Genomic DNA, 20,495 nt, shown 5'->3' with positions numbered 1-20,495 from the left:
TGACATCAATGTAACGAGAGCATTATATTGGTACTACCAATAAGTAAGGATATTTGTGATTAACTCTAAAGATAAGATAATTACACGGCTTACTGCATTAGAGTTGACCGTAGAAAATGAATCAGAAGCGGCAAAATCAGAAGCTGAACAATTACTAACACTTTGCGAAGACATCAACTTCAAGTACGGCATCGCCTATTCTAAACTCATAATTTCAAATACTTACTGGCATTTAGTCCTTTATTCACAAGGACTAAAAATTGCTAAAGAAGTCCTACAGCTTCATCAAGAATTAGAAGATGATGACCTATTGCCCTCAATATTACACACACTCGCTTTGCATTCTTGGGGAGAAGCCAAACTCTATACAGCTCAGAACTATTGGATTCAAGCGTTAGAGCAAGCCTCTTTATTAGGAAACTATCAAATTGAAATTGAGGCATTAATTGGTCTTGGCAACGTTTGGCGTATGACAAACAATTTAGCACAAGCAAACTCTACCCATTATATTGCTGCTCAACGGGCTAATTTTTATCGTATTCCTCATCTAGAGGCAAAAGCTTATATATTACAGGCATGGGATAACTACTTACTTCACCACCATAAAGAAATGCTGCCCATTCTTCTAAAAGCGGAAGAATTATTAAAAGACAATACGAATCTAACATGGAAAGCGGAAATCTATGACTTTAGAGGACTGGCATTTTTAGGCCTCAATGATCTAACCTCAGCTCAGCAATGCTGTCTCTATTCAAACCAACTGGCTAAGCAACATAATTTAATATGGATGAAGGCACATTCAGCAATCTGTTTAGCTCGGATAGAAACGGCAAAAGGTAACTTTACGACGGCGTATGAATTATTAACCAAAGCCGAAATATTATCAGAACAATTCGATAAAGGTGAGTTACGCTCGCAAATATGCCTTGAGCAGTCACGCGTTGCTGAGTTAACCAATGACGATGAGCAAGCACTCTATTCTTATAAACGCTATCGCCAATATGAAATAACACTTTTACAAGAACAATCCAATAATCTCGGACGTGATAAATCCAATACCTCTAAAAAACAGTTAGACATCCGAGCCATAAGATTAATCAATCGAATTAAAGACCAACTTGAATATAACAGTCTTTCTTCACTCACCTACCTAATTCCCGTAGATAAATGGCAGCAGAGGCTTCATGACATTAATTCATCACTAATGAGCACTCAATATCATGTTGTTGTGATTACTGATCCATCAAAAGAAAAAATAAGGAATATCACGTTATTAAGTCATCATTATTGTAAATATGGCGATGTTCTAACACGTTTAAATGACACCGAAATTGGGTTATTACTTGCTAGATCGTAACAATAACCGACACACTCTTACCGTTTAAAAACTCGCTCGGACTCAGAAAATTTAATGTCTTTCTAGGTCGAGAATTAATCAAAAACTCTGCCTGTTTAATCTCTTTTGCAGTAAGTTCTCCAATGGCCATTCCCTTTGGGAAAAAACGTCTTAGTAAACCATTGGTATTTTCATTCAAACCTCGTTGCCAAGAATGGTAAGGTTTAGCAAAATAAATGTCACAGTTCAGATGCTTAGCTATCTTAGCATGACCTGCGAACTCTCCGCCATTATCAAATGTGATTGTTTTGCAAAGCTCTTTAAAGGGCTTCATCATGCGATTTATCCCGCGAGTAACGGCCTTTTTGGATTTATTGCGTACTTTGCACGTAACTAATAGCTTAGACACTCGTTCTACCATCGTTACTAAATACCCGTCTTGACCATAAACAGTGTCACCTTCCCAGTGACCAACCTCAGATTTATCATCGACAATAGCAGGGCGTTGAGATATATCAATGCGGTTAGGAATGAGTCTTGCTCCTGCTTCTACACCTTTGCGTTGTTTGTATTTTTTGCCTTTTCGAGCAAGCATCCTTTGCCACTGCTCTCTTTTAATTGCGTTGTAAATAGTACTGCAACATATTGTATTTTCTATTTTTTCTCTACGCATTCGTCCAGATATTTGCTCTGGGCTCCAACCAAGCTGAAGATATAGGTGAATTATTTTTTTATTCTTTTGGCTGCATTTTGTGTGCTTAATCGAAAGTGTTCTTTTTTGGAAAGCGTGTTTATGCGCTTGCTCGGCAGAATAGCTTCCAGCAGGACAACGTCGTAGTTCCTTTGAAATGGAGCCATTGCTCCGTTTTAATTTTTGTCCTATTTCACGAGCAGAAATACTATGTGTATTCCACGCTTCAATCTGGTATCTTTCACCTAGTGTCAGTTGCTTATATTGGTATCCCATGGGGTTACCTTAGTTGATTGTGTGAGAGCTTGAAGCTTATAGGCAACTGACTCTCAAATCTATACCAAAGTGTGTCGGTTATTCTTGGAACCTAGGCTTCACGCAGAAACCAACGTGTGTTTAGAAATAATCCATTCTTTATCTATCAGTTTATCAACTTATCCATGGCATCGATATTCAAACAGTACTTCGGTCCCCGAAGTGAGCTATTTTAACATTATCGAATATTTATCAGAATCGATGGTACAAGAAGTATTATAATTAAGGGTTCGTATGGATACATTCTTAGATCGTATACAAGAGCAAGGAATTGATCTTTCTGTCCTCTCCCATTCTCAATCATTGGTTCTTTGGTATCACATACTAGAACACATGGCAGAGAGCAATGAAGAAAAAGCCTACGCATTATTTATGTGTTCAGAATATGAAGTAAAAGCGGATCTTACAGAAAAAAGTATCTGCCATTTACAACGAGCATTAACATTATTAGTTCTACCTACTCATATTGATCTTATTTTACAAATTTACTCTTCATTGAGCTATCGTCACATTGATTTTGGTAACTATCAAAACGCCTTATCGACTTTAGATAACCTCTCTAAAATTGCTGTTGAGCATGGGAAAAGCGAATTTTACATCCAATCAATTCTGGGTATTGGTAATCTTTGCTCCATTTACGGCGACCACTTAAAAGCGCTCCGTTACTACCAAAAACTAGAATCTCTCAGTCATATAATAGAAAGCCATAATTTGGCTTTGCGTTATCGCTTATACATGATTGCTTGTCTCCTTGATCTCAATAGACTCTCCAAAGCGAATAAACTGCTTAAAGAGTGCCTCGTCATACAATACCTCGTTGATGATCCTCAATTAGCCCCTCAAGTGGCTTTATATTCAGCAAAATTATTGCGCCTAAAAAATAAGCCTCAACTCGCTTTAGATCAACTAATCTCTTTTAAAAAAGAATGCAAGTACGCCAAAATCTCTTTTCCTTGGCTAAATAAATTGTTTGCTATCGAAGCCGCTAACTGCCTTATCCAGCTGCAACGAGGGGAAATGGCAGAAGTGATTATCAATCATCAAATTCGAAGAACATCAAAATATTCTAATGGTTATTACATTCGCCAATTGTTAGATATAAAAAGTAACGCCTTGGCTTCATACGGCAATTTTTCTGATGCACTCACGTGTGAAAAAAAAGCGCAAAAATTAGCCGTCGATATTATTCACTCTTTTCCGATCAATAAACTTGGTGGGCATGCTCTCAGACGTTTATTTCATTTAGAATTGCAGTTACGCCTTAGTATTTCAGAATCAGAAAACATTGAATTGAAAAAAGTGTCTGTTCAGCAAAAAAATAAGGTCAAAAAATTACAAAAAGACGTACAGCACGATAGCCTCACAAAGCTCTATAATCGTCGCTGGTTTGAATCTGCGTTTATAAAAAAAATCCTTCCGACGATCAAACATTATCAACTGCTTATTATTGATATTGATGACTTTAAATCCATCAATGATGAATACTCACACCTAACCGGGGATGTCGTATTAAAAAGACTTGGGCGGATTTTACAGAAAAACTTAGATAATTCACATTATGCTCTTCGATACGGTGGTGAAGAGTTTCTATTGATTATCCCATCAAACGACCTAGAGGTAGGGCGACGCATTGCAGAGCAGTGTAGAGAGCTTATCGCCAACGTTAGTTGGAAACATATTCTCAATGATAGAAGTATTACGGTAAGTATTGGCCTTGCTATAAATACAAATAGCGAACCTTGTAAATCTACGTTTCTGCGTGCAGATAAAGCATTGTACAAAGCAAAACGCTCAGGTAAAAACAAGGTATGTATTTACTAAAGTAACGATACTCTTTTGCAGATGTAAAAAAACCAGCTCATGGCTGGTTTTTTCTAATAGAGCATTTATTAAAAAGAAACTAACGGCGTAAACCCATGTCTCTCTGTAAATGCTCAGATAATTCTGATGTATAGTGCACGGATGTTACTTGGCCTTTACCAAATAATACATCAATACAATGAGCAATCAGTCCTTTGAAACTTACTGAATAGGCCTTCTTTTCCAAAGAAGAAGTAGCGATGTTATTAACGTTCATTGCTGCTTGTGCCATGATTGCCTCACTTAAAAATAAAAGTCATTTAAATTTTGATGCCGCAATAATAGAACTATATTCTTTACTCAAAAAATGACATTTTCTTCAAAGTAATATTAGTTTTACTAATGCAAACGTTACATCGATACCTATTCATAATAAATGCTTAAAATAAGAACTAAAATCAAATAAAGTGAATAAAAATCAAAATAAAAGCCAATTTAAGACTCCGTTTATTCAAAAATTAATTTACCAACATAGTTTGGTTTAAAAGAGTTAAATAAGTAAAATTAATGTTAATAAAAAGCCTTCTACAGAATAGAAGGCTTTTTTATTATTACTTACCAACCAGAAAATGGCACAAAGTAAACCAGTACTGACCACGCAACAACCCAACCGACTGCTAGTAATCTATCAGACCAATTACTATCCATAATATTCCTTTGCTTAAATCTATGAATTAATTCCATATTTATAAAAGCAAATTTTATGCCATTACATCATCGCTTTGTCATTTCTATGGTATTTATTTAAATATTCTTTTGGTTTAGTCAGACTTGAGTAATGCTGCAAATAATCAATAAAGCAATCAGCCATAGAATGTTCGGTAATATGCACACCCTTTTCTTTATTTAATAAAGGTTCATACCCCTCTTTACCCTTTATGGTGTAAGCGGTTGATGTGCCAAAATAAATTTGTTCATCCAATACTGGTTGCCATCCATTCACTTCATGATAAATACTCAATTCAGTAATACGCTTTCCACTGGGCTTACTTGCGTTATAACTGTACTTTAGCTGTGAAACGTAAGGATAACTCCCAGAGCCAGTACCAATAACCCCGTTATCCGTAGCATTATCAATTGCGCCCTCAATTGCCGCTTTCAAGTACTTTCCTTTCACACTGTAAATGGCAATGGGTATGGCAAAAGGCAATACATTTCCGGCGATATCCGCGTAAGTAATTGCCCCTTGGTTAAGACCGGCACGAACTCCACCTGCGTTATGCATTGCGAATTGAACGCGGTGATCCACTTGATGCGCTTTAGAGTAGAAAGATTCGACCACCCATGGTGCTATATCACTTTGACCTAGTTCATTAGGTACACGGCGGTGAGTTAAATCGTCTAGACACTGCCCTATCACTTGGCTAGAAAGACGCTCAACTTCTCCACGATATTTTTCAATTAACAGTGATTCAATATTTTCATCTTTTTGACAAAATTGTGCATGTGAGAAATCTGACAGTGATTGCTTTACATCAGTTAACGCTCTTAACGGTAAGGGGGTCTCGCACGCTTTATCTTGATAGGCGACATCATCTAATAACAGTAGATTATTACCATTGAAATGGATCAGCTCCCCACCGTTAGAATACTCAAGGTCACAATAGCCCAACGCTAACGCATGACACCCAGCTTGGACAATATACGTACCATTCACTTTCTCACCATACTGATCTCGAGTTTCGAGCCCAATACTTTCATAGTCACCTTGTAATACATGACTGTGTCCACCAATAATAAGATCAATGCCGGATATTATCTCCGCCAACGCTTTATCGGCTTCATATCCTAAATGACTCACAATCACCACGTTAGTTATGTTCTTACTTGCCAAATAATCAATCGTATTTTTAGCGACTTCCACAGCATTAACAAACGGAGTATCTGGATCTGGACTAGCAAGCAGAGACATACGATCTATCGTTAAACCAAAGATGGCAATTGACGTTAAACCGACATGTTTAATCATGTATTCTGCGATTTTTAATTCCGGATTATATTTTAATATACGCTCACAAAATTTTACGCCATGCCCTTTGGTCTCATCTTCTTGGCTAAGATCCCAATTCCCCATCAAAATAGGGAAATCAGTGTTCGCAATAAATTCACTGACGGGTTGGTTGCCAAGATCAAACTCGTGATTACCTAAAACCATTCCATCAAGCGGTAATTGATTTAATAAATCGGCATTGGCTACCCCTTTATATAAAGAGAAATATAAAGTGCCTTGGAAGCAATCACCAGCGTGAAAGAAAGCCGTAGCAGCGCCACATTCTGTTGCTTCTTTTATCAAATGCGATGCTTGATATGATATCCGAGAGAAACCACCACATTTAATATAATACTTCCCATGGTCGGCTGAATTTAATGCAATAACAGACTCATCAAAATAGGAGTGAGTATCATTAATATGCAGTATTCTGATTGTTTGATTATTTATTGCGCACATTAACTTGGTTCCCTAATAATAACGATGTGTTTCAAAAGCATGATACCCCTTAGGCTCTAAACAATTCAATAAGTGTGACTGTCATAGTGCTTTGTTTTTATTACTTGCTATATAGTTATTTATGACAACTCTCTTTAATGAGGAAGGTTATATGCTTTTAGAACGTATTGAAGTTTCAGGATTTCGTGGCATAAAACGCCTATCTCTTTCTTTTGAACAACTCACCACTCTGATAGGTGAAAATACATGGGGCAAATCATCATTACTTGATGCCCTATCTATCGCTCTGCCTATTTCAGGGGAGCTGCATCAATTTTCGTTAACTGACTTCCATCAAGACCATTCCATCTCTTACACTCAAGATCAGCACATTCAAATCATCATTACTTTTCAGACCACAGAAAAAAATGAATACAGAGCTGGCCGCTATAGAAAACTCGCTTCATTATGGCAACCAGATGAAAACAGCCACGCACAACGTATTTATTACCGTATTAGTGCAACAAATAATGACGGAAAAATAACGGCATCCCATTCTTTTTTAGATAATAAAGGCCGTATTCTTCGTTATCATAAAATTCATATGCTTGTGTATGAGCTTATTCGCTTACACCCTGTCATTCGTATACGCGACGCCAGACGGCTTCACCCAGATGGAGACACGGCGCCTTTACCTGATGATCGCATTGAGCGACGTATAAATAATACCTGCCGCCGTCTACTTACCTCTCCTGGTCAAGTTAGCAGTGGTGAAATAAAAAGTGCTCTCCATTCAATGCAAGCGTTAGTCGAGCACTACTTTGCATTTAAAAATCATAATCGACATACACAACATCGAATTCATGATGATCTCTTCTTTGGCCAAAAAACCGAAGGTATCTCATTAACCCAATTTATTAATCAAAACAAAAGCAAACAAACCAAACTATTATTGCTTGGTTTACTTAATACGTATTTAAGAGCAAAAGGACCGAATGTCCTCAAACCATCAGCTCGACCTCTAATGATTGTGGAAGATCCCGAGGGGCGATTACACCCAACCCAACTAATACAAGCATGGACATTGCTTAATCATATTCCCATGCAAAAAATATTAACAACAAACAGCAGCGAGCTACTGAGTACCGTTCCCCTTTGCTCTATACGTCGTTTGGTTCGAGAATCTGACTCTACCTCTTGCTATTCAGTCTCTCCGACCTGCCTTTCTAAAGACGATTTACGCCGAATTACTTTCCATGTCCGATTCCAACGATCAAATGCCTTATTCGCTCGTTGTTGGTTATTGGTTGAAGGGGAAACTGAGGTTTGGTTGTTTAATGAAATGGCACGAATTTTAGGTTATAACTTAGCAGCAGAAGGCATTCAAATCATCGAATTTGCACAATCAGGATTAAAGTCACTCATAAAAATCGCGAAAACCTTACACATTGAATGGCATGTAGTGACCGATGGTGATCCCGCAGGGAAAAAATACGCTTTTGCGGTAAAAAGTCAGTTAGATAATGAACACCAACGCCACCGTTTAACTGAGCTTCCACACAAAGATATTGAGCATTATTTATATCACCATGGTTTTGAGCCCTTATTTCGAGAGCTTTCAAATACATCAGTAGATCAACCTGTGCCGCCCAAAAAAATCATTATAAAAACACTAAAAAAATACGCTAAGCCTGATTTAGCCTTGGCGATAGTGCAATACTGTGAAGATAATGGACCCGAAAGTATTCCACTCCTTCTACGTTGGACACTAAAACGAACATTAACCATGGCAAAAGGCCAAGGCTAATGTTCGTTTTATAAGAAACAAAAAAAACGCCAACAACTTCTCAGTTATTGGCGTTTATTTATTGATAAGATGTCGTGTTATTTATTACGACGAGCAGTGACTGCATTCGCAAGTTGATGAAGTACTGTTTCCGTATCATCCCAACCAATACAAGCATCAGTAATAGATTGGCCGTAAGTTTCAACTTTGCCATTAACAAGATCTTGACGACCTTCCACTAGGTGACTTTCAATCATCACACCAAAAACAGCGTCTTCACCGCCAGAGATTTGGCCACAAACATCATCCGAAACAATCATCTGACGCTTAAAGTCTTTTGAGCTATTAGCATGACTGAAATCAATCATCACTTTCTCAGGTAAACCAGATGCCGCAAGTTGCTCTTTAACTGGTTTTACATGTGCAGCGCTGTAATTTGGCTCTTTACCACCACGTAAGATGATATGGCAATCAGGGTTACCCGCGGTTTCAATAATCGCAGAATGACCGTATTTAGTTACTGATAAGAAATGGTGAGAAGACCCAGCAGAGCGAATCGCATCTGTTGCTATCTTGATATTACCATCAGTACCATTTTTAAAACCAACAGGACAAGACAGGCCAGAAGACAATTCACGGTGAACTTGTGATTCTGTTGTACGAGCACCAATCGCACCCCAACTGATTAAATCAGCCATGTACTGTGGTGTGATCATATCAAGAAACTCACCCGCGGTTGGCAGTCCCATATCAGTAAGATCAAGCAAGAGCTTACGTCCCATACGAAGGCCATCATTCAGTTTAAATGAATCATCCATGTATGGGTCGTTAATTAGACCTTTCCAACCAACGGTTGTACGAGGTTTTTCAAAATAAACACGCATAACAATTTCAAGGCGATCGCCTAATTCATCACGCAATGTTTTTAACTTAGCGCCATATTCTAGTGCGGCTTCAGTATCATGAATTGAACACGGACCAATAATAACAAGTAGACGGTCATCGTCACCTTGTAGAATATTATGAATTGATTGACGAGATTCAAACACCGTCTTAGCAGCAGTATCTGTCGCAGGAAATTTTTCTAAAATCGCAACAGGGGGTAAAAGTTCTTTTACTTTGTTAATTCGTACATCATCAGTTTGATACATTATTATGCTTCCGTCTATTTATGCAGCATATACTCTGTATACTGCATGTTTATTCTCCATCCTGTTAACGTAACGTGTCTTCTTCTGTTGTGCAATGGTTAATTTAATATAAATAAGTCTCTCAGTTAAGATTTAACCTCAAGTGTACATAACACCCAATATTGTTTAAAATTCATCCACCAAAAAAGATTCACTTCTTTAGCCTTATGAATATGTTAGAGTAAGTTTAAGAACTAAGAAAAAGGATGTATTGTGAGCCGTCAAAATACACAGACTAACTCCGTGATTACTTTTAAACACGTAGAAAAGTATTATGATCAATTCCATGCTTTAAAAAACATTAACCTCTCTATCGCTCAAGGCGAAAAAGTGGTTATATGCGGCCCTTCTGGTTCTGGTAAATCCACTCTGATCCGCTGTATTAATACGCTAGAATCCATTGAATCTGGAGAGTTATCTGTTTTTGGTCAAACCGTGTCAACAAAGCAGCAGTCTAAAGGTCAAATTGGCATGGTGTTTCAACATTTCAATTTATTCCCACATTTAACGATATTAGAAAACCTGACACTAGCACCCATCAAAACCTTAAAACTCTCTAAAGCTGAAGCCAATAAACGTGCCTTGCATTATTTAGAGCGCGTTAACATTGCAGAGCAGGCGAATAAATTCCCCTCTCAGCTCTCGGGTGGTCAGCAGCAACGTGTCGCCATTGCTCGCTCATTGTGCATGGAACCGAAAATTCTGTTATTTGATGAACCAACTTCCGCGTTAGATCCTGAAATGATCAGTGAAGTCTTAGATGTTATGTCAAATCTGGCAAAAGACGGCATGACCATGGTCTGCGTTACTCATGAAATGGGATTTGCTAAAAAAGTGGCTGACCGTGTTGTTTTTATGGATGAAGGTGAGATTATTGAAATCGCCGAACCAAATGAATTTTTTGAACACCCAAAACATCATCGTACTCAAACGTTTTTAAACCAAATCTTGAGCTACTAATATGCGCAACTTTATCAACATATTGCAGCCCGTATTTTCCGCTTTACTCCAAATCGCCTTTATTACTCTTGGATTATTCTGGGTATTAAATAGCGGAGCTGAAGCCATGAATTATCAGTGGCAATGGGACCGAGTACCTGATTTCCTCTTTTTTTACGAAGACGGTGAATGGTTTCCAGCTGAATTAATCGAAGGCTTATTGGTTACGTTACAAATCTCAGGGTTAAGCGCAATAGCAACCTTCCTGATTGCCCTTATTACGGCCTTACTACGCTTATCTGATTCTGTCGTTGGCCGTTCATTGGCCAAAGGTTATATTGAGTTAATTCGAAATACGCCCTTATTGGTGCAAATCTATTTACTTTATTTTGTATTTGGCCCTTATTTAGGATTAGAACGATTCTCTACGGCTATCCTTGCTTTGGCTCTATTTCAAGGGGCTTATACCGCAGAGATTTTACGCTCTGGTTTGGTCAATTTACCTAAAGGGCAATTTGAAGCCTGCCGCTCACTTGGTTTATCTTCTTTTAATAGCTATCGATACATTATTCTTCCTCAAGTGATTCAAAAAACCTTACCTTCACTCACTAATGAATTAGTTTCTTTAGTAAAAAACTCTTCTATAGTCAGTGTGATGGCAATTTTTGATTTAACAACGGAAGGACGAAACATTGTCGCAGATACCGCAATGCCATTCGAAATTTGGTTCAGTGTCGCCGCTATCTATTTATTAGTTACACTCAGTCTCTCTGGGCTATCGGCCTGGTTAGAGCATAAAATGCATAATTCACATTAATGGAGAACACACAGCATGAAGCGAATATTATTATCTTTTGTTAGCCTATGCCTACTTTTTAGTAGCTCGGCCTTTTCAGAATCAATGACACCCAATGTAGATAAGATAAAAGAACGTGGCACACTTAAAGTAGGTCTCAGTACTTTTGTCCCTTGGGCTATGCGTGATACGCAGGGTAATTTGATCGGTTTTGAAGTTGATGTTGCGAAACGCCTTGCTAAAGACTCTGGCTTAGACATTGTTTTCATACCTACAGCATGGGATGGCATTATTCCTTCTCTGATCTCAGGAAAATTCGATGTGATCATTGGTGGATTAACCATTACTGATGAACGAGCAAAAAGTGTTTTATTTACGACCCCTTATTCACACTCTGGTGTACAAGTTGCTGCAAATAAAAAATTAACGGAAGGCTTTACTCGTGAGCAATTCAATTCTCGCCGTGTAAAAATTGCCGTTCGTCGTGGTGCCGTTACCGTTGCCGCCGTTAGAGAAAGCTTCCCTAAAGCAAAAGTCCTTCAATTTGATGATGATGCCCAAGCGTTTCAAGAAGTATTAAATGGCAATGCTCATGCGGTTGCTGCTTCAACACCAAAACCAGAGTTTGATGCTATCAAATATTCTGATGTGCTTTACCTTCCTTTCAAAGAGCGCCTTTCTGAAGGAAATGAAGCTTTTGCTGTACGTTTAGGCGAAGATGATAAAAAAGCATTTTTTGACCAATGGATTAAAGACCGAACTGAAGATGGTTGGTTAAAAGAACGCTACGATTATTGGTTTACTAGCCTAGATTGGCAGTCACAAATAGCGAACTAATGCCAATGCAGCAAAGTAAACATTTTTCACTAAATCGATTAGATTGGATACTACTGGCCATTGTTGCTGGTAGTGTCTCATGGTTATTTCTCAAAGACAGTGGATCATTGACCTACCATTGGCAATGGTCCAAAGCCATTTCTTTACTCTTTACCAGTAAATCTGATGGCTCTCTGCCTTATTTTTTTGATGGGATAATTTCCACATTACGTTTAACGTTTTTGGGAATGATCTTTGCTGTGTTGTTTGGTACTTTATTGGGATTGGGCCGTCGCTCTAACATCACATTTATTCGTGCCCTTTCGAACAGTTATATACAACTGATTCGAAATATTCCTCCCCTTGTTTTTATTTTCATCTTTTACTTTTTTATTGCTAATCAACTTGTGCCTTTATTTGGTTTAGAGCATCTATTACGAGAGCACAGTGGCAATATTAACCCACTTCAGTCCGTTCTATTCGGCCCTGCGTCTTTATGGGAAAATCTAATCTCAGGGGTACTTTGTATTGGAATGATCTCTGCTGCTTATATCGGCGAAGTGGTTCGTTCAGGATTAGACGCAATACCAAAAGGACAGCATGAGGCAGCAAGAAGTTTAGGCTTATCAACTTGGCATCGTTATCGCTATATTATTGCACCCCAAGTGTTTAAAGTGATCATCCCTCCTCTTGCAGGTCAGTGTATTTCGTTAGTGAAAGACTCTTCTATTATATCCCTAATATCGATACAAGAATTAACCTTTGTTGGTACTGAAATTGCGAACTCAAGCGGAATGATCTTTGAAATTTGGACCGTGGTTGCTCTCTGTTATTTCATTCTTTGTTTTAGCTTATCTCGCCTGTTCTCGTATTGGGAATCAACAACAGAAAAAGCTCAGGGCTAACCTGAGCTTTTATCTACACCATAATCAACATTTAATGTTATACCGTAAATTTATCCATGATTTTTTCTTGGTTGTTTACGAGTTCTACCTGTTCATTAATCGCTGTTCCTGCGTTTTTAGAAGCGTCATGCACAACAATCGAGAGATCTTTAATGTTCACCGTTTTACCATTCATCTCTTCTGCAACATGGCTTTGCTCTTCTGCTGCGGATGCGATGTGAATATTCATGTCATTGATCAGTTGTATTGTTTCTCTGATCTTTCCTAATGCATTTGCTGTCTGCTTCGCAGTTTCAACAGTTGACTCTGCACTATCTTGACTGCTCGACATCGCAGAAGACACTCTAGACGCCCCTGATTGTAATTGCTCAATCATTGTCGCTATTTCAGTGGTTGATTGCTGTGTGCGCTTTGCAAGCGTTCTGACTTCATCTGCCACAACCGCAAAACCACGTCCTGCCTCACCCGCTCGTGCTGATTCTATCGCCGCATTCAATGCTAATAAATTGGTTTGTTCCGCAATATCATTAATCACTCGTAAGATAGTACCAATGCTATCCGTTGCTTTCTCTAAGCTCTCAACCTCAACTACCGCTTGATTGATAGCCCATGAATGGCTTCAGTAGTTTGTCCAACGACACTCATGCCATGCTCTGTCGCGATATCAGCCTGTTTAGCAAATTCTGCAGCACTCTGTACATTATTGGCGACATCAACCGACGTTGCAGCCATTTCATTCATTGCCGTAGCCAGTTGTTCAAGCTCCATCATCTGTGTATTCATCGCATTAGACGACTCTTGCGCCCCTGCTGAAATTTGCTCTGTACTTTGCATTAACTGATGGCTTAATTGTTTTGTTTCTGTCACCTGAGTTTGTAAATTAATAACAAATTGATTAAACCCTTCCGCTAAAGGCGCAAATTCTGCATCTATCTTTGTATCAAGACGCTGAGTCAAATCCGCGTCGCCTGAACTGACATTTTGAATCGCTTTATTTAAATCCTGAATAGGACGAATCAATTTTGTTATAAATACAAGCATCAACAGAATAGATAAAATAATCGCAATCACAGAGTAAATCACCGAACTATTTCGTAATTCATTCACGTATTCAAATACTTTATTTTGGTTCAGAACAACACCAACAGACCAATTTTGCCCTTGAATCGGCGTAAAATCGATATTGTAAGGAATTCCCTCTATTTCTATTTTTTGTATTCCTTCACGAAGACTCACTTTTGGTAAGAACGATGACATGCCTTTGCCATTAAATTTACGGTTAGGATGCGCAATGACCGTTCCATCGTTATCAACGATAAATAAATAACCAGCATCAAACAACGCTACCTGATTAACTAACTCAGCTAACGAACCTAAACTTAAATCAAAAAATATTGCACCAGAAAAAACGCCATTTTCTTTTACTGGCGTTCCAACTGAAACCAATATTTGCCCCGTTGCCGCGTCTTCATAAGGAGCCGTGATAATGGTTTTTCCTTGCTGCTTTGCCGCTTTATACCAACTACGCGTTTTAGGATCATAATTCACAGGTTTCCACGATGGATCATTACTCATAAAGTCACGACCATCTTCAAATCCAATTCCTGCTAAAATAAACGCTTGTTTCATTTGCGGCTGATTTAATACCTTCTCAATACCTGTCTCACTCGAATCACTCTCTATCATTCGAGTGGCATACTCTGCTAGTAATGTCTTACCTGAAAGTTCAGAACTAACCGTATTGCGCACCCCATTTACAATTTCTAAAATACTGGATTCAACCTGACTCTCTACTTCTTGTTTCATATTGATGTATTGAACAGTACTTAAAACAGCGAGGGTTCCTGTCATTATCAGCGAAAATGCCGCGATTATTTTATGTCTAAACTTCATTAATATTTCCTATATACAGCAATTGAACAATAGGCGCCTACGGCGCAAATCAAAAGGACTCAACCTCTTCCATTGTTGCCAATAAATCGTTTATCCTATCGCCATGCACGCATATAAACCCCTGAAACAATTATTTAATAGTCAAAATAACTGGCTTAAATTTCTTCATAATAACAAAGCTAACCTAAGAGCGGTCGTGATTGAAAATGTCACAAAGATGCTGTCCTGTGGGACAGCGGCTTTTGGCTCTCGCGAATATCATTGTTGCAACCCTGACTGTACCCATATCAAATATATTCACCAAACCTGTAAATCTCGAGCGTGCAGTAGCTGTGGCATGAAAGCCACAGAGCGATGGATACAAAAGCAACAACATGTCTTCCCTGAATGCGAATATCAACACATCACCTTTACCCTTCCAAACACGCTATGGCCTATCTTTCGTCATAACCGTTGGCTGTTAAATAAATTATTCAAATGTGCTGCAAACATTCTGCTGGGATGGGCAAAAGATAAAGGAATAGATGTCGGTATCTTTTGTGCTCTTCATACTTACGGTCGAAAACTGAATTGGAATACGCACTTACATTTATCGGTCACTCGTGGGGGAATTTGTGAACGTACCGGTTTATGGAAACCCATTTACTTCCAAATGAAAACGACAGAGCCTTGTTGGAGAGCGGCTATCGTCAGTTTATTGGGTAAGGCTTATTATGAGCTTGATTTATCAAGCGAAGAATGCCCCTATATCCGTAATAAAACGGATTGGTCACGCTTTTTAAGCAGTCAATATAATCGTCGTTGGAAGCTTCATTTTGCTAAAAAGACAAATAATGTAAAACCGACGATGAACTATCTTGGTCGGTATTTAAAACGGCCCCCAATTTCAGCGTCACGTTTAAGTCATTACGCCAAAGGCGGAATGATAACGTTTAATTATTTAGACCATCGAACAGGAACAACAGACAGCCTAACATTATCACCAGAAGAGATGATAAGACGGATAGTAGAGCACTATCCTGATAAACATTTCAAGATGATCCGATACTACGGTTTTTTATCAATGCGTCGTCGTGGAGAAGCTCTGCCTAGAGTTTATGCAGCTTTAGGTATGACAATAGAAGCTGAGCCGAAAATGCCAGGGTATGCCGCAATGTTAAAAGGATATGTAAAAGTAGATCCGTACGAATGTATTTTATGTGAAAGTCGTCTGGTGTTTACGAATTTCCGAGTCGGAAATTCGGTCAATGATTTAGTCACCCATGCGATAGTTCAGTCAGAATTGAGGGCAGCATAATAAGGTTTGTAGGATAAGTGTATCTAAAACTCATGAAATAGGGCTAAAACAGTTATAAAATCCCCGATAATTATATTTTCGATACCTTTTAAAAAAACAGCGATGGTGAAATTGGCTTTTTTAGACGGGCCAATGCTAACTCAGCAACATTCAAATTCCTTACCTTAAATAGTAGGTATAAAAAATATCATCGCATTACCTTATTTATGCGGTCAAAGTTACATTAACAATTTTGCAACAGCTGTCTCACTATTTAAAACGCATAAAAAAACAGTCACTCGATTAAAGTGACTGTTTTAAATGGTTCTTTATTGACATTACTATTTATTATTCAATGGCTTGGATTTCATCGAGTTTCTTTGTATTAACAGTAAATACTCTAAAGATAAAAATAGTATTCATCATTGATAAGACGACTTCACATACAGAAAAAACGAAAGAGAGCGCTGTAGATTTCAAACCAATTAATGCAAAACCATATTCAACCGCCCACATTAAGCCTGTTGTAAAACCAAAGATAATCACTAACCCTTTAAACAGAATCCAATAGTTGTCTTTTGTCTCATGCCAACCGAGCTTAATCGAATCAATGGCCTTTTCTTTATATAATACACAATAAATTTCAGTGAATGAAAAACGTGCCATCAAATACAGTCCAGGCAAGATTAATGCGATAAAGCCCATTAACACTGCAGCACCTAAAATCATATTCATGAGAACAAAAGAGAACCATGTTTTTGCTGGTATCTGATACAACTGTGAGAACGGTACTCGACGACCATCAAACGAATACGCAATATAAGCCAATATTGCCCCTTTATAGAAAGGATAAATAGTCAGAATAAATAGCATATAAAGTAAAAATTTACCTGACCCATCGTCTTCAGTAAAACTTAAAGCGATGCCATTCGTCAGTAATGCAAAAGGCAAAACGAGAATACAAAAGGCAACAAAATGCGTTTTGAAGTAGTTAAAGCTATCCATCAATAAAACTGATAACGCTGGCATCTCTTTCTATCCCTAAATATATGTGTAAATAATAATGGTTTATTACATGAGGATAGCAAATAAAAAACAAACTAAGAAGTCGATTTTAGCTAATCACCGCTAACCTATCGGATTATAATTATTAATAGTTCGAATACACTCCCAATGAAGAATACGACTTACTGGATTTTGAGGTGTCCTCATCAGAAAAGTAAGAGGTAATATGAGATCTATACTTAAGTCATCGGCGATATCGTTTATTCATAACAAACAAAAGCAAACCATTGCTGCTATTACTTGTGGCTTTCTTGTTAGTCAACCAAAAGAGCAATAACAATTAAACGCCAATAAAATCAATAATAACGTAATGAGTACTTATTTCTTGTCGATAAAAGCCGAAGATGAACTTCGGCTTATTTCATTTATTTATCGCGATTTGATAAATAGAATTCTTGAAGAATATACATACGCTTAACATCGCAATATTCTCCATTAACAAAAATTTCTTTGATTAAATGGCCTTCTTCAAGAAAACCACATTTTTCATATAAATGAATCGCTTTCTCATTATTAACAGCAACATGCAAATACACTTTATGAAGATTTAGAATCGTAAATGCATAATTAAGCGCTTTATGAATCAAAGCTCTCGCATAACCACAACCTTGAAAATCCGGAGCGATAATAATTTGGAACTCAGCATTACGGTGTATTGAATTGATCTCAACCAGTTCTACAAGTCCAATCGATTGTTGATCTTTATTTTCAGCAATGAAGCGACGTTCGTTACTGTCATGAATATGCTTACGAAATAAATCTTCAAGTTCATAATAAGATTCATAAGGCTCTTCGAACCAATAGGACATAATCGACCTGTTGTTATTTAACTGATGAATAAATCGAAGATCAGTTTGTTCAAGAGCGCGCAGTCGGATTTCATTATCCATTTTATTTTCCATTCACTAATAAAAATAGTACTCGCAGTGGTGATAATGTTCAGCACCGCTATTTCCAAGAAAATACCACTATTAAGTAAAAACGAAAACATATAAATAAAAATCTATCGATAGAACCACATAAAAACCTAAATTTTATTAGGTCGCTTACATAATGCATAAAATTATATTTACGATTAATGAATTCAAAAAGGGCATTTATAAATAGGTTGTTCAAAAATCAAAGTTACAGGCATAAAAAAACCGAGCTACATGAGCTCGGTTTTTATTATTAAATCTTATTAATTAGTCTTCACGAGGTGTGCGTGGAGCACGGCTTGCGCCTGGAGCTCGTTCGCCACGGTGACTACCACGGTGATCGCCACCTTTGTTGCGGTCAAAACGACGTTCGCCACCACGAGCTGCACCAGCACCGCCTTCGCGATTGCCACGGTAACCACCACGGCCTGCACCAGCACCAGCGCTATCACCAGCGCCACCGCCAGTACGAGGACGACGATCAATTGTTAGGTCAACGCCTTCAACAACAACCGCTTTCACTTCGTTTTGACGAATACGTAATTGCTTAAGCTTGCTTGCAACGTCAGAAGACATTTTCTTAGGAAGCTGTACGTATGTGTGACCCGGAGCAAGTTTGATTGCACCGATAGCACCTTTAGTGAAACCAAGTTCGTTAGCTAGAGCACCTACGATGTCTTTAACTTGAACGCCTTGATCACGACCAACTTCTAATTGGTACGTATCGAAATCGTCATTGTTGTATTGACGACGTTCGCCACGGTCAGGACGGTCACCACGTTCAGGACGGTCACCACGTTCAGGACGGTCACCACGATCACCGCGCTCAGGACGACGATTTTTCGAACGTTCTACTGCTGCGATCATTGGATCTGGACCTTTATAGAATAAAGGACGCTTACCTTGTTGACGCTTAAGAAGCATTGCAGCAATTGTTGATGCATCAACTTCTAGAGTTTCCTGAAGCTTAGTGATTAAGTCAGAGAATGCTTCTAGTGCAACGAATTCTTTATCTGCTGCTAATTCAGCACCAAGAACCGCTAGACGAGCTTCTGCAACTTGATCGCGATGTGGAAGTTCGATTTCTACCATTGAAGATTTAGTTACACGTTCAATAGTACGAAGCATACGAATTTGGTTTGTGCGAACTAAAAGAATCGCTTTACCTTTACGTCCAGCACGACCAGTACGGCCGATACGGTGGATGTAAGACTCAACATCGAATGGGATGTCGTAGTTAAATACGTGTGTAATACGAGGAACATCAAGACCACGAGCAACAACATCTGTTGCAACTAGGATATCGATAACGCCGCGTTTGATATGGTCAACAGTACGCTCACGTAGAGACTGAGGAATATCACCGTGCAATGCAGCAGCTTTAAAGCCACGAGCAGATAACCAATCAGCTAGACGCTCTGTATCTTGACGAGTACGAACGAATACGATTGATGCATCAATTTCTTCAGTTTCAAGTAGACGAGACATTGCTTCGTCTTTTTCTACGCCTTTAACAATCCAGAAGTTTTGCGTTACTTGTTCAACAGTATTGTTAGTACCAGCAACATCAACACGAGCAGGATCACGTAGGTAACGGTCAACAATTGTCTTAACCATTGGTGGCATAGTTGCAGAGAACAGGATACGTTGAGCTGTTTCTGGCGCTTTTTCAAGAATCCAAGTCACATCATCAACAAAACCCATTTTTAGCATTTCATCGGCTTCATCAAGGATGAACGTATGAACTTCGCCAAGGTTTAGACGGTCACGGTTAAGTAAATCTTTAACACGACCAGGAGTACCAACAACAATGTGTGCGCCACGACTTAGGGCACGCATTTGATCAACGATAGAAGCACCACCGTAGATTTCTAAAACTTTAAGACCCTTGATGTTACGACCAAGATTCTTAACTTCAGCAGCAACCTGAATAGCAAGTTCACGCGTTGGAGCCATGATGATTGCTTGTGGGTTATGTTGCTTAAGGTTGATTTTGTTTAAAAGAGGCAAAGAGAAAGCAGCTGTTTTACCAGTACCTGTCTGTGCTTTACCAAGTGCATCACGACCAGCTAATAATAGAGGAATTGATTCTGCTTGAATTGGTGTTGGAGCAACAAAGCCCATTTCATCAAGAGCAGATAATAAAGTTTCTTCTAAAGCCAGTTGGCGAAATTCAGTAATAGTTTCTGACATTGGGATCCCAATAATTAATCATATAAAAACGGTCCCATTTGCTCAGCAAGTTCCATTACACACACAAGCACTCGGGACAGGACGGGTTA

Annotated in this window: 15 protein-coding genes and 1 pseudogene; 8 read left to right on the top strand and 8 right to left on the bottom strand. The window is 38.5% G+C overall.

The genetic code is table 11. The annotated features are described in order from the left end of the window. The first annotated feature begins 55 nt into the window (after nt 1-55). A complete protein-coding gene (locus tag VSAL_RS18465; RefSeq protein ID WP_044583644.1) occupies nt 56-1,357 on the top strand; it encodes a tetratricopeptide repeat protein in 1,302 nt (433 codons plus the stop codon). Here VSAL_RS18465 and VSAL_RS18460 read toward each other — a convergent pair. Beyond that, nucleotides 1,347-2,303, bottom strand: a complete 957-nt coding sequence (locus VSAL_RS18460) for an IS30-like element ISVsa7 family transposase (protein WP_012549047.1) — start codon at nt 2,301-2,303, stop codon at nt 1,347-1,349. The genes VSAL_RS18465 and VSAL_RS18460 overlap by 11 nt on opposite strands. A 273-nt stretch (nt 2,304-2,576) precedes the next feature. Between VSAL_RS18460 and VSAL_RS18455 the strand changes: the two genes are divergently transcribed. Further along, a complete protein-coding gene (locus tag VSAL_RS18455) occupies nt 2,577-4,163 on the top strand; it encodes a GGDEF domain-containing protein (protein WP_012551792.1) in 1,587 nt (528 codons plus the stop codon). Between the two features lie 79 nt (nt 4,164-4,242). Here VSAL_RS18455 and VSAL_RS18450 read toward each other — a convergent pair whose 3' ends face one another. Next, entirely contained in the window at nt 4,243-4,434 is a 192-nt protein-coding gene (locus VSAL_RS18450; protein WP_012551791.1) for a hypothetical protein, read from the bottom strand. A 477-nt stretch (nt 4,435-4,911) separates the two neighbouring features. Further along, a complete protein-coding gene (locus VSAL_RS18445) occupies nt 4,912-6,651 on the bottom strand; it encodes a bifunctional metallophosphatase/5'-nucleotidase (protein WP_012551790.1) in 1,740 nt (579 codons plus the stop codon). A gap of 151 nt (nt 6,652-6,802) precedes the next feature. Here VSAL_RS18445 and VSAL_RS18440 point away from each other — a divergent pair, with 151 nt between their 5' ends. Continuing rightward, the gene (locus VSAL_RS18440; protein ID WP_026025325.1) at nt 6,803-8,437 is read left to right on the top strand and encodes an ATP-dependent endonuclease; all 1,635 of its coding nucleotides are present in this window, start codon (nt 6,803-6,805) and stop codon (nt 8,435-8,437) included. Between the two features lie 77 nt (nt 8,438-8,514). On the opposite strand, the gene aroG is transcribed toward VSAL_RS18440, so the two are convergent. After that, nucleotides 8,515-9,567, bottom strand: a complete 1,053-nt coding sequence (gene aroG / locus VSAL_RS18435) for a 3-deoxy-7-phosphoheptulonate synthase AroG (RefSeq protein ID WP_012551788.1) — start codon at nt 9,565-9,567, stop codon at nt 8,515-8,517. Nucleotides 9,568-9,819: 252 nt separating this feature from the next. On the opposite strand from aroG, the gene VSAL_RS18430 reads away from it, so the two are divergent. The 4 genes from VSAL_RS18430 to VSAL_RS18415 all read left to right on the top strand — a co-directional run bounded on the left by VSAL_RS18430 (nt 9,820) and on the right by VSAL_RS18415 (nt 13,062). Continuing rightward, nucleotides 9,820-10,566, top strand: coding sequence for an amino acid ABC transporter ATP-binding protein (locus VSAL_RS18430; RefSeq protein WP_012551787.1), 747 nt, complete (start codon nt 9,820-9,822; stop codon nt 10,564-10,566). 1 nt (nt 10,567) lies between these two features. Next, nucleotides 10,568-11,362, top strand: a complete 795-nt coding sequence (locus VSAL_RS18425) for an amino acid ABC transporter permease (RefSeq protein WP_012551786.1) — start codon at nt 10,568-10,570, stop codon at nt 11,360-11,362. Between the two features lie 84 nt (nt 11,363-11,446). Continuing rightward, the gene (locus tag VSAL_RS18420; protein WP_231850981.1) at nt 11,447-12,178 is read left to right on the top strand and encodes a transporter substrate-binding domain-containing protein; all 732 of its coding nucleotides are present in this window, start codon (nt 11,447-11,449) and stop codon (nt 12,176-12,178) included. Further along, nucleotides 12,178-13,062, top strand: coding sequence for an amino acid ABC transporter permease (locus VSAL_RS18415; RefSeq protein ID WP_012551784.1), 885 nt, complete (start codon nt 12,178-12,180; stop codon nt 13,060-13,062). Before VSAL_RS18420 ends, VSAL_RS18415 begins: the two co-directional genes overlap by 1 nt. Nucleotides 13,063-13,099: 37 nt before the next feature. On the opposite strand, the pseudogene VSAL_RS18410 reads toward VSAL_RS18415, so the two are convergent. Next, nucleotides 13,100-14,955 (bottom strand): annotated as a pseudogene (locus VSAL_RS18410) (methyl-accepting chemotaxis protein). A gap of 103 nt (nt 14,956-15,058) precedes the next feature. On the opposite strand from VSAL_RS18410, the gene VSAL_RS18405 reads away from it, so the two are divergent. Next, the gene (locus VSAL_RS18405; RefSeq protein ID WP_012548955.1) at nt 15,059-16,252 is read left to right on the top strand and encodes an IS91-like element ISVsa9 family transposase; all 1,194 of its coding nucleotides are present in this window, start codon (nt 15,059-15,061) and stop codon (nt 16,250-16,252) included. Between the two features lie 327 nt (nt 16,253-16,579). On the opposite strand, the gene VSAL_RS18400 is transcribed toward VSAL_RS18405, so the two are convergent. The 3 genes from VSAL_RS18400 to VSAL_RS18390 form a co-directional block, all read right to left on the bottom strand. Then, entirely contained in the window at nt 16,580-17,260 is a 681-nt protein-coding gene (locus VSAL_RS18400; protein WP_012551783.1) for a hypothetical protein, read from the bottom strand. 401 nt (nt 17,261-17,661) lie between these two features. Continuing rightward, entirely contained in the window at nt 17,662-18,186 is a 525-nt protein-coding gene (speG, locus tag VSAL_RS18395; RefSeq protein ID WP_044583561.1) for a spermidine N1-acetyltransferase, read from the bottom strand. 294 nt (nt 18,187-18,480) lie between these two features. Continuing rightward, nucleotides 18,481-20,406 (bottom strand): DEAD/DEAH box helicase, encoded by a 1,926-nt coding sequence (locus VSAL_RS18390; protein WP_012551781.1) that lies wholly within the window; start codon nt 20,404-20,406, stop codon nt 18,481-18,483. Between the last annotated feature and the right edge of the window lie 89 nt (nt 20,407-20,495).

The sequence above is a fragment of the Aliivibrio salmonicida LFI1238 genome, assembly GCF_000196495.1.
Classification (GTDB): domain Bacteria; phylum Pseudomonadota; class Gammaproteobacteria; order Enterobacterales; family Vibrionaceae; genus Aliivibrio; species Aliivibrio salmonicida.
The sequence above is the reverse complement of the archived record's forward strand: the minus strand, read 5'-3'. Positions and strand labels throughout refer to the sequence as shown.

Excerpts from the sequence above, each read along its gene's own strand:
- VSAL_RS18460 (WP_012549047.1), bottom strand. The coding sequence starts at position 2,303 with ATGGGATACCAATATAAGCAACTGACACTAGGTGAAAGATACCAGATT.
- VSAL_RS18455 (WP_012551792.1), top strand. The coding sequence starts at position 2,577 with ATGGATACATTCTTAGATCGTATACAAGAGCAAGGAATTGATCTTTCT.
- VSAL_RS18450 (WP_012551791.1), bottom strand. The coding sequence starts at position 4,434 with ATGGCACAAGCAGCAATGAACGTTAATAACATCGCTACTTCTTCTTTG.
- VSAL_RS18445 (WP_012551790.1), bottom strand. The coding sequence starts at position 6,651 with ATGTGCGCAATAAATAATCAAACAATCAGAATACTGCATATTAATGAT.
- VSAL_RS18440 (WP_026025325.1), top strand. The coding sequence starts at position 6,803 with ATGCTTTTAGAACGTATTGAAGTTTCAGGATTTCGTGGCATAAAACGC.
- aroG (WP_012551788.1), bottom strand. The coding sequence starts at position 9,567 with ATGTATCAAACTGATGATGTACGAATTAACAAAGTAAAAGAACTTTTA.
- VSAL_RS18425 (WP_012551786.1), top strand. The coding sequence starts at position 10,568 with ATGCGCAACTTTATCAACATATTGCAGCCCGTATTTTCCGCTTTACTC.
- VSAL_RS18420 (WP_231850981.1), top strand. The coding sequence starts at position 11,447 with ATGACACCCAATGTAGATAAGATAAAAGAACGTGGCACACTTAAAGTA.
- VSAL_RS18415 (WP_012551784.1), top strand. The coding sequence starts at position 12,178 with ATGCCAATGCAGCAAAGTAAACATTTTTCACTAAATCGATTAGATTGG.
- VSAL_RS18405 (WP_012548955.1), top strand. The coding sequence starts at position 15,059 with ATGCACGCATATAAACCCCTGAAACAATTATTTAATAGTCAAAATAAC.
- VSAL_RS18400 (WP_012551783.1), bottom strand. The coding sequence starts at position 17,260 with ATGCCAGCGTTATCAGTTTTATTGATGGATAGCTTTAACTACTTCAAA.
- speG (WP_044583561.1), bottom strand. The coding sequence starts at position 18,186 with ATGGATAATGAAATCCGACTGCGCGCTCTTGAACAAACTGATCTTCGA.
- VSAL_RS18390 (WP_012551781.1), bottom strand. The coding sequence starts at position 20,406 with ATGTCAGAAACTATTACTGAATTTCGCCAACTGGCTTTAGAAGAAACT.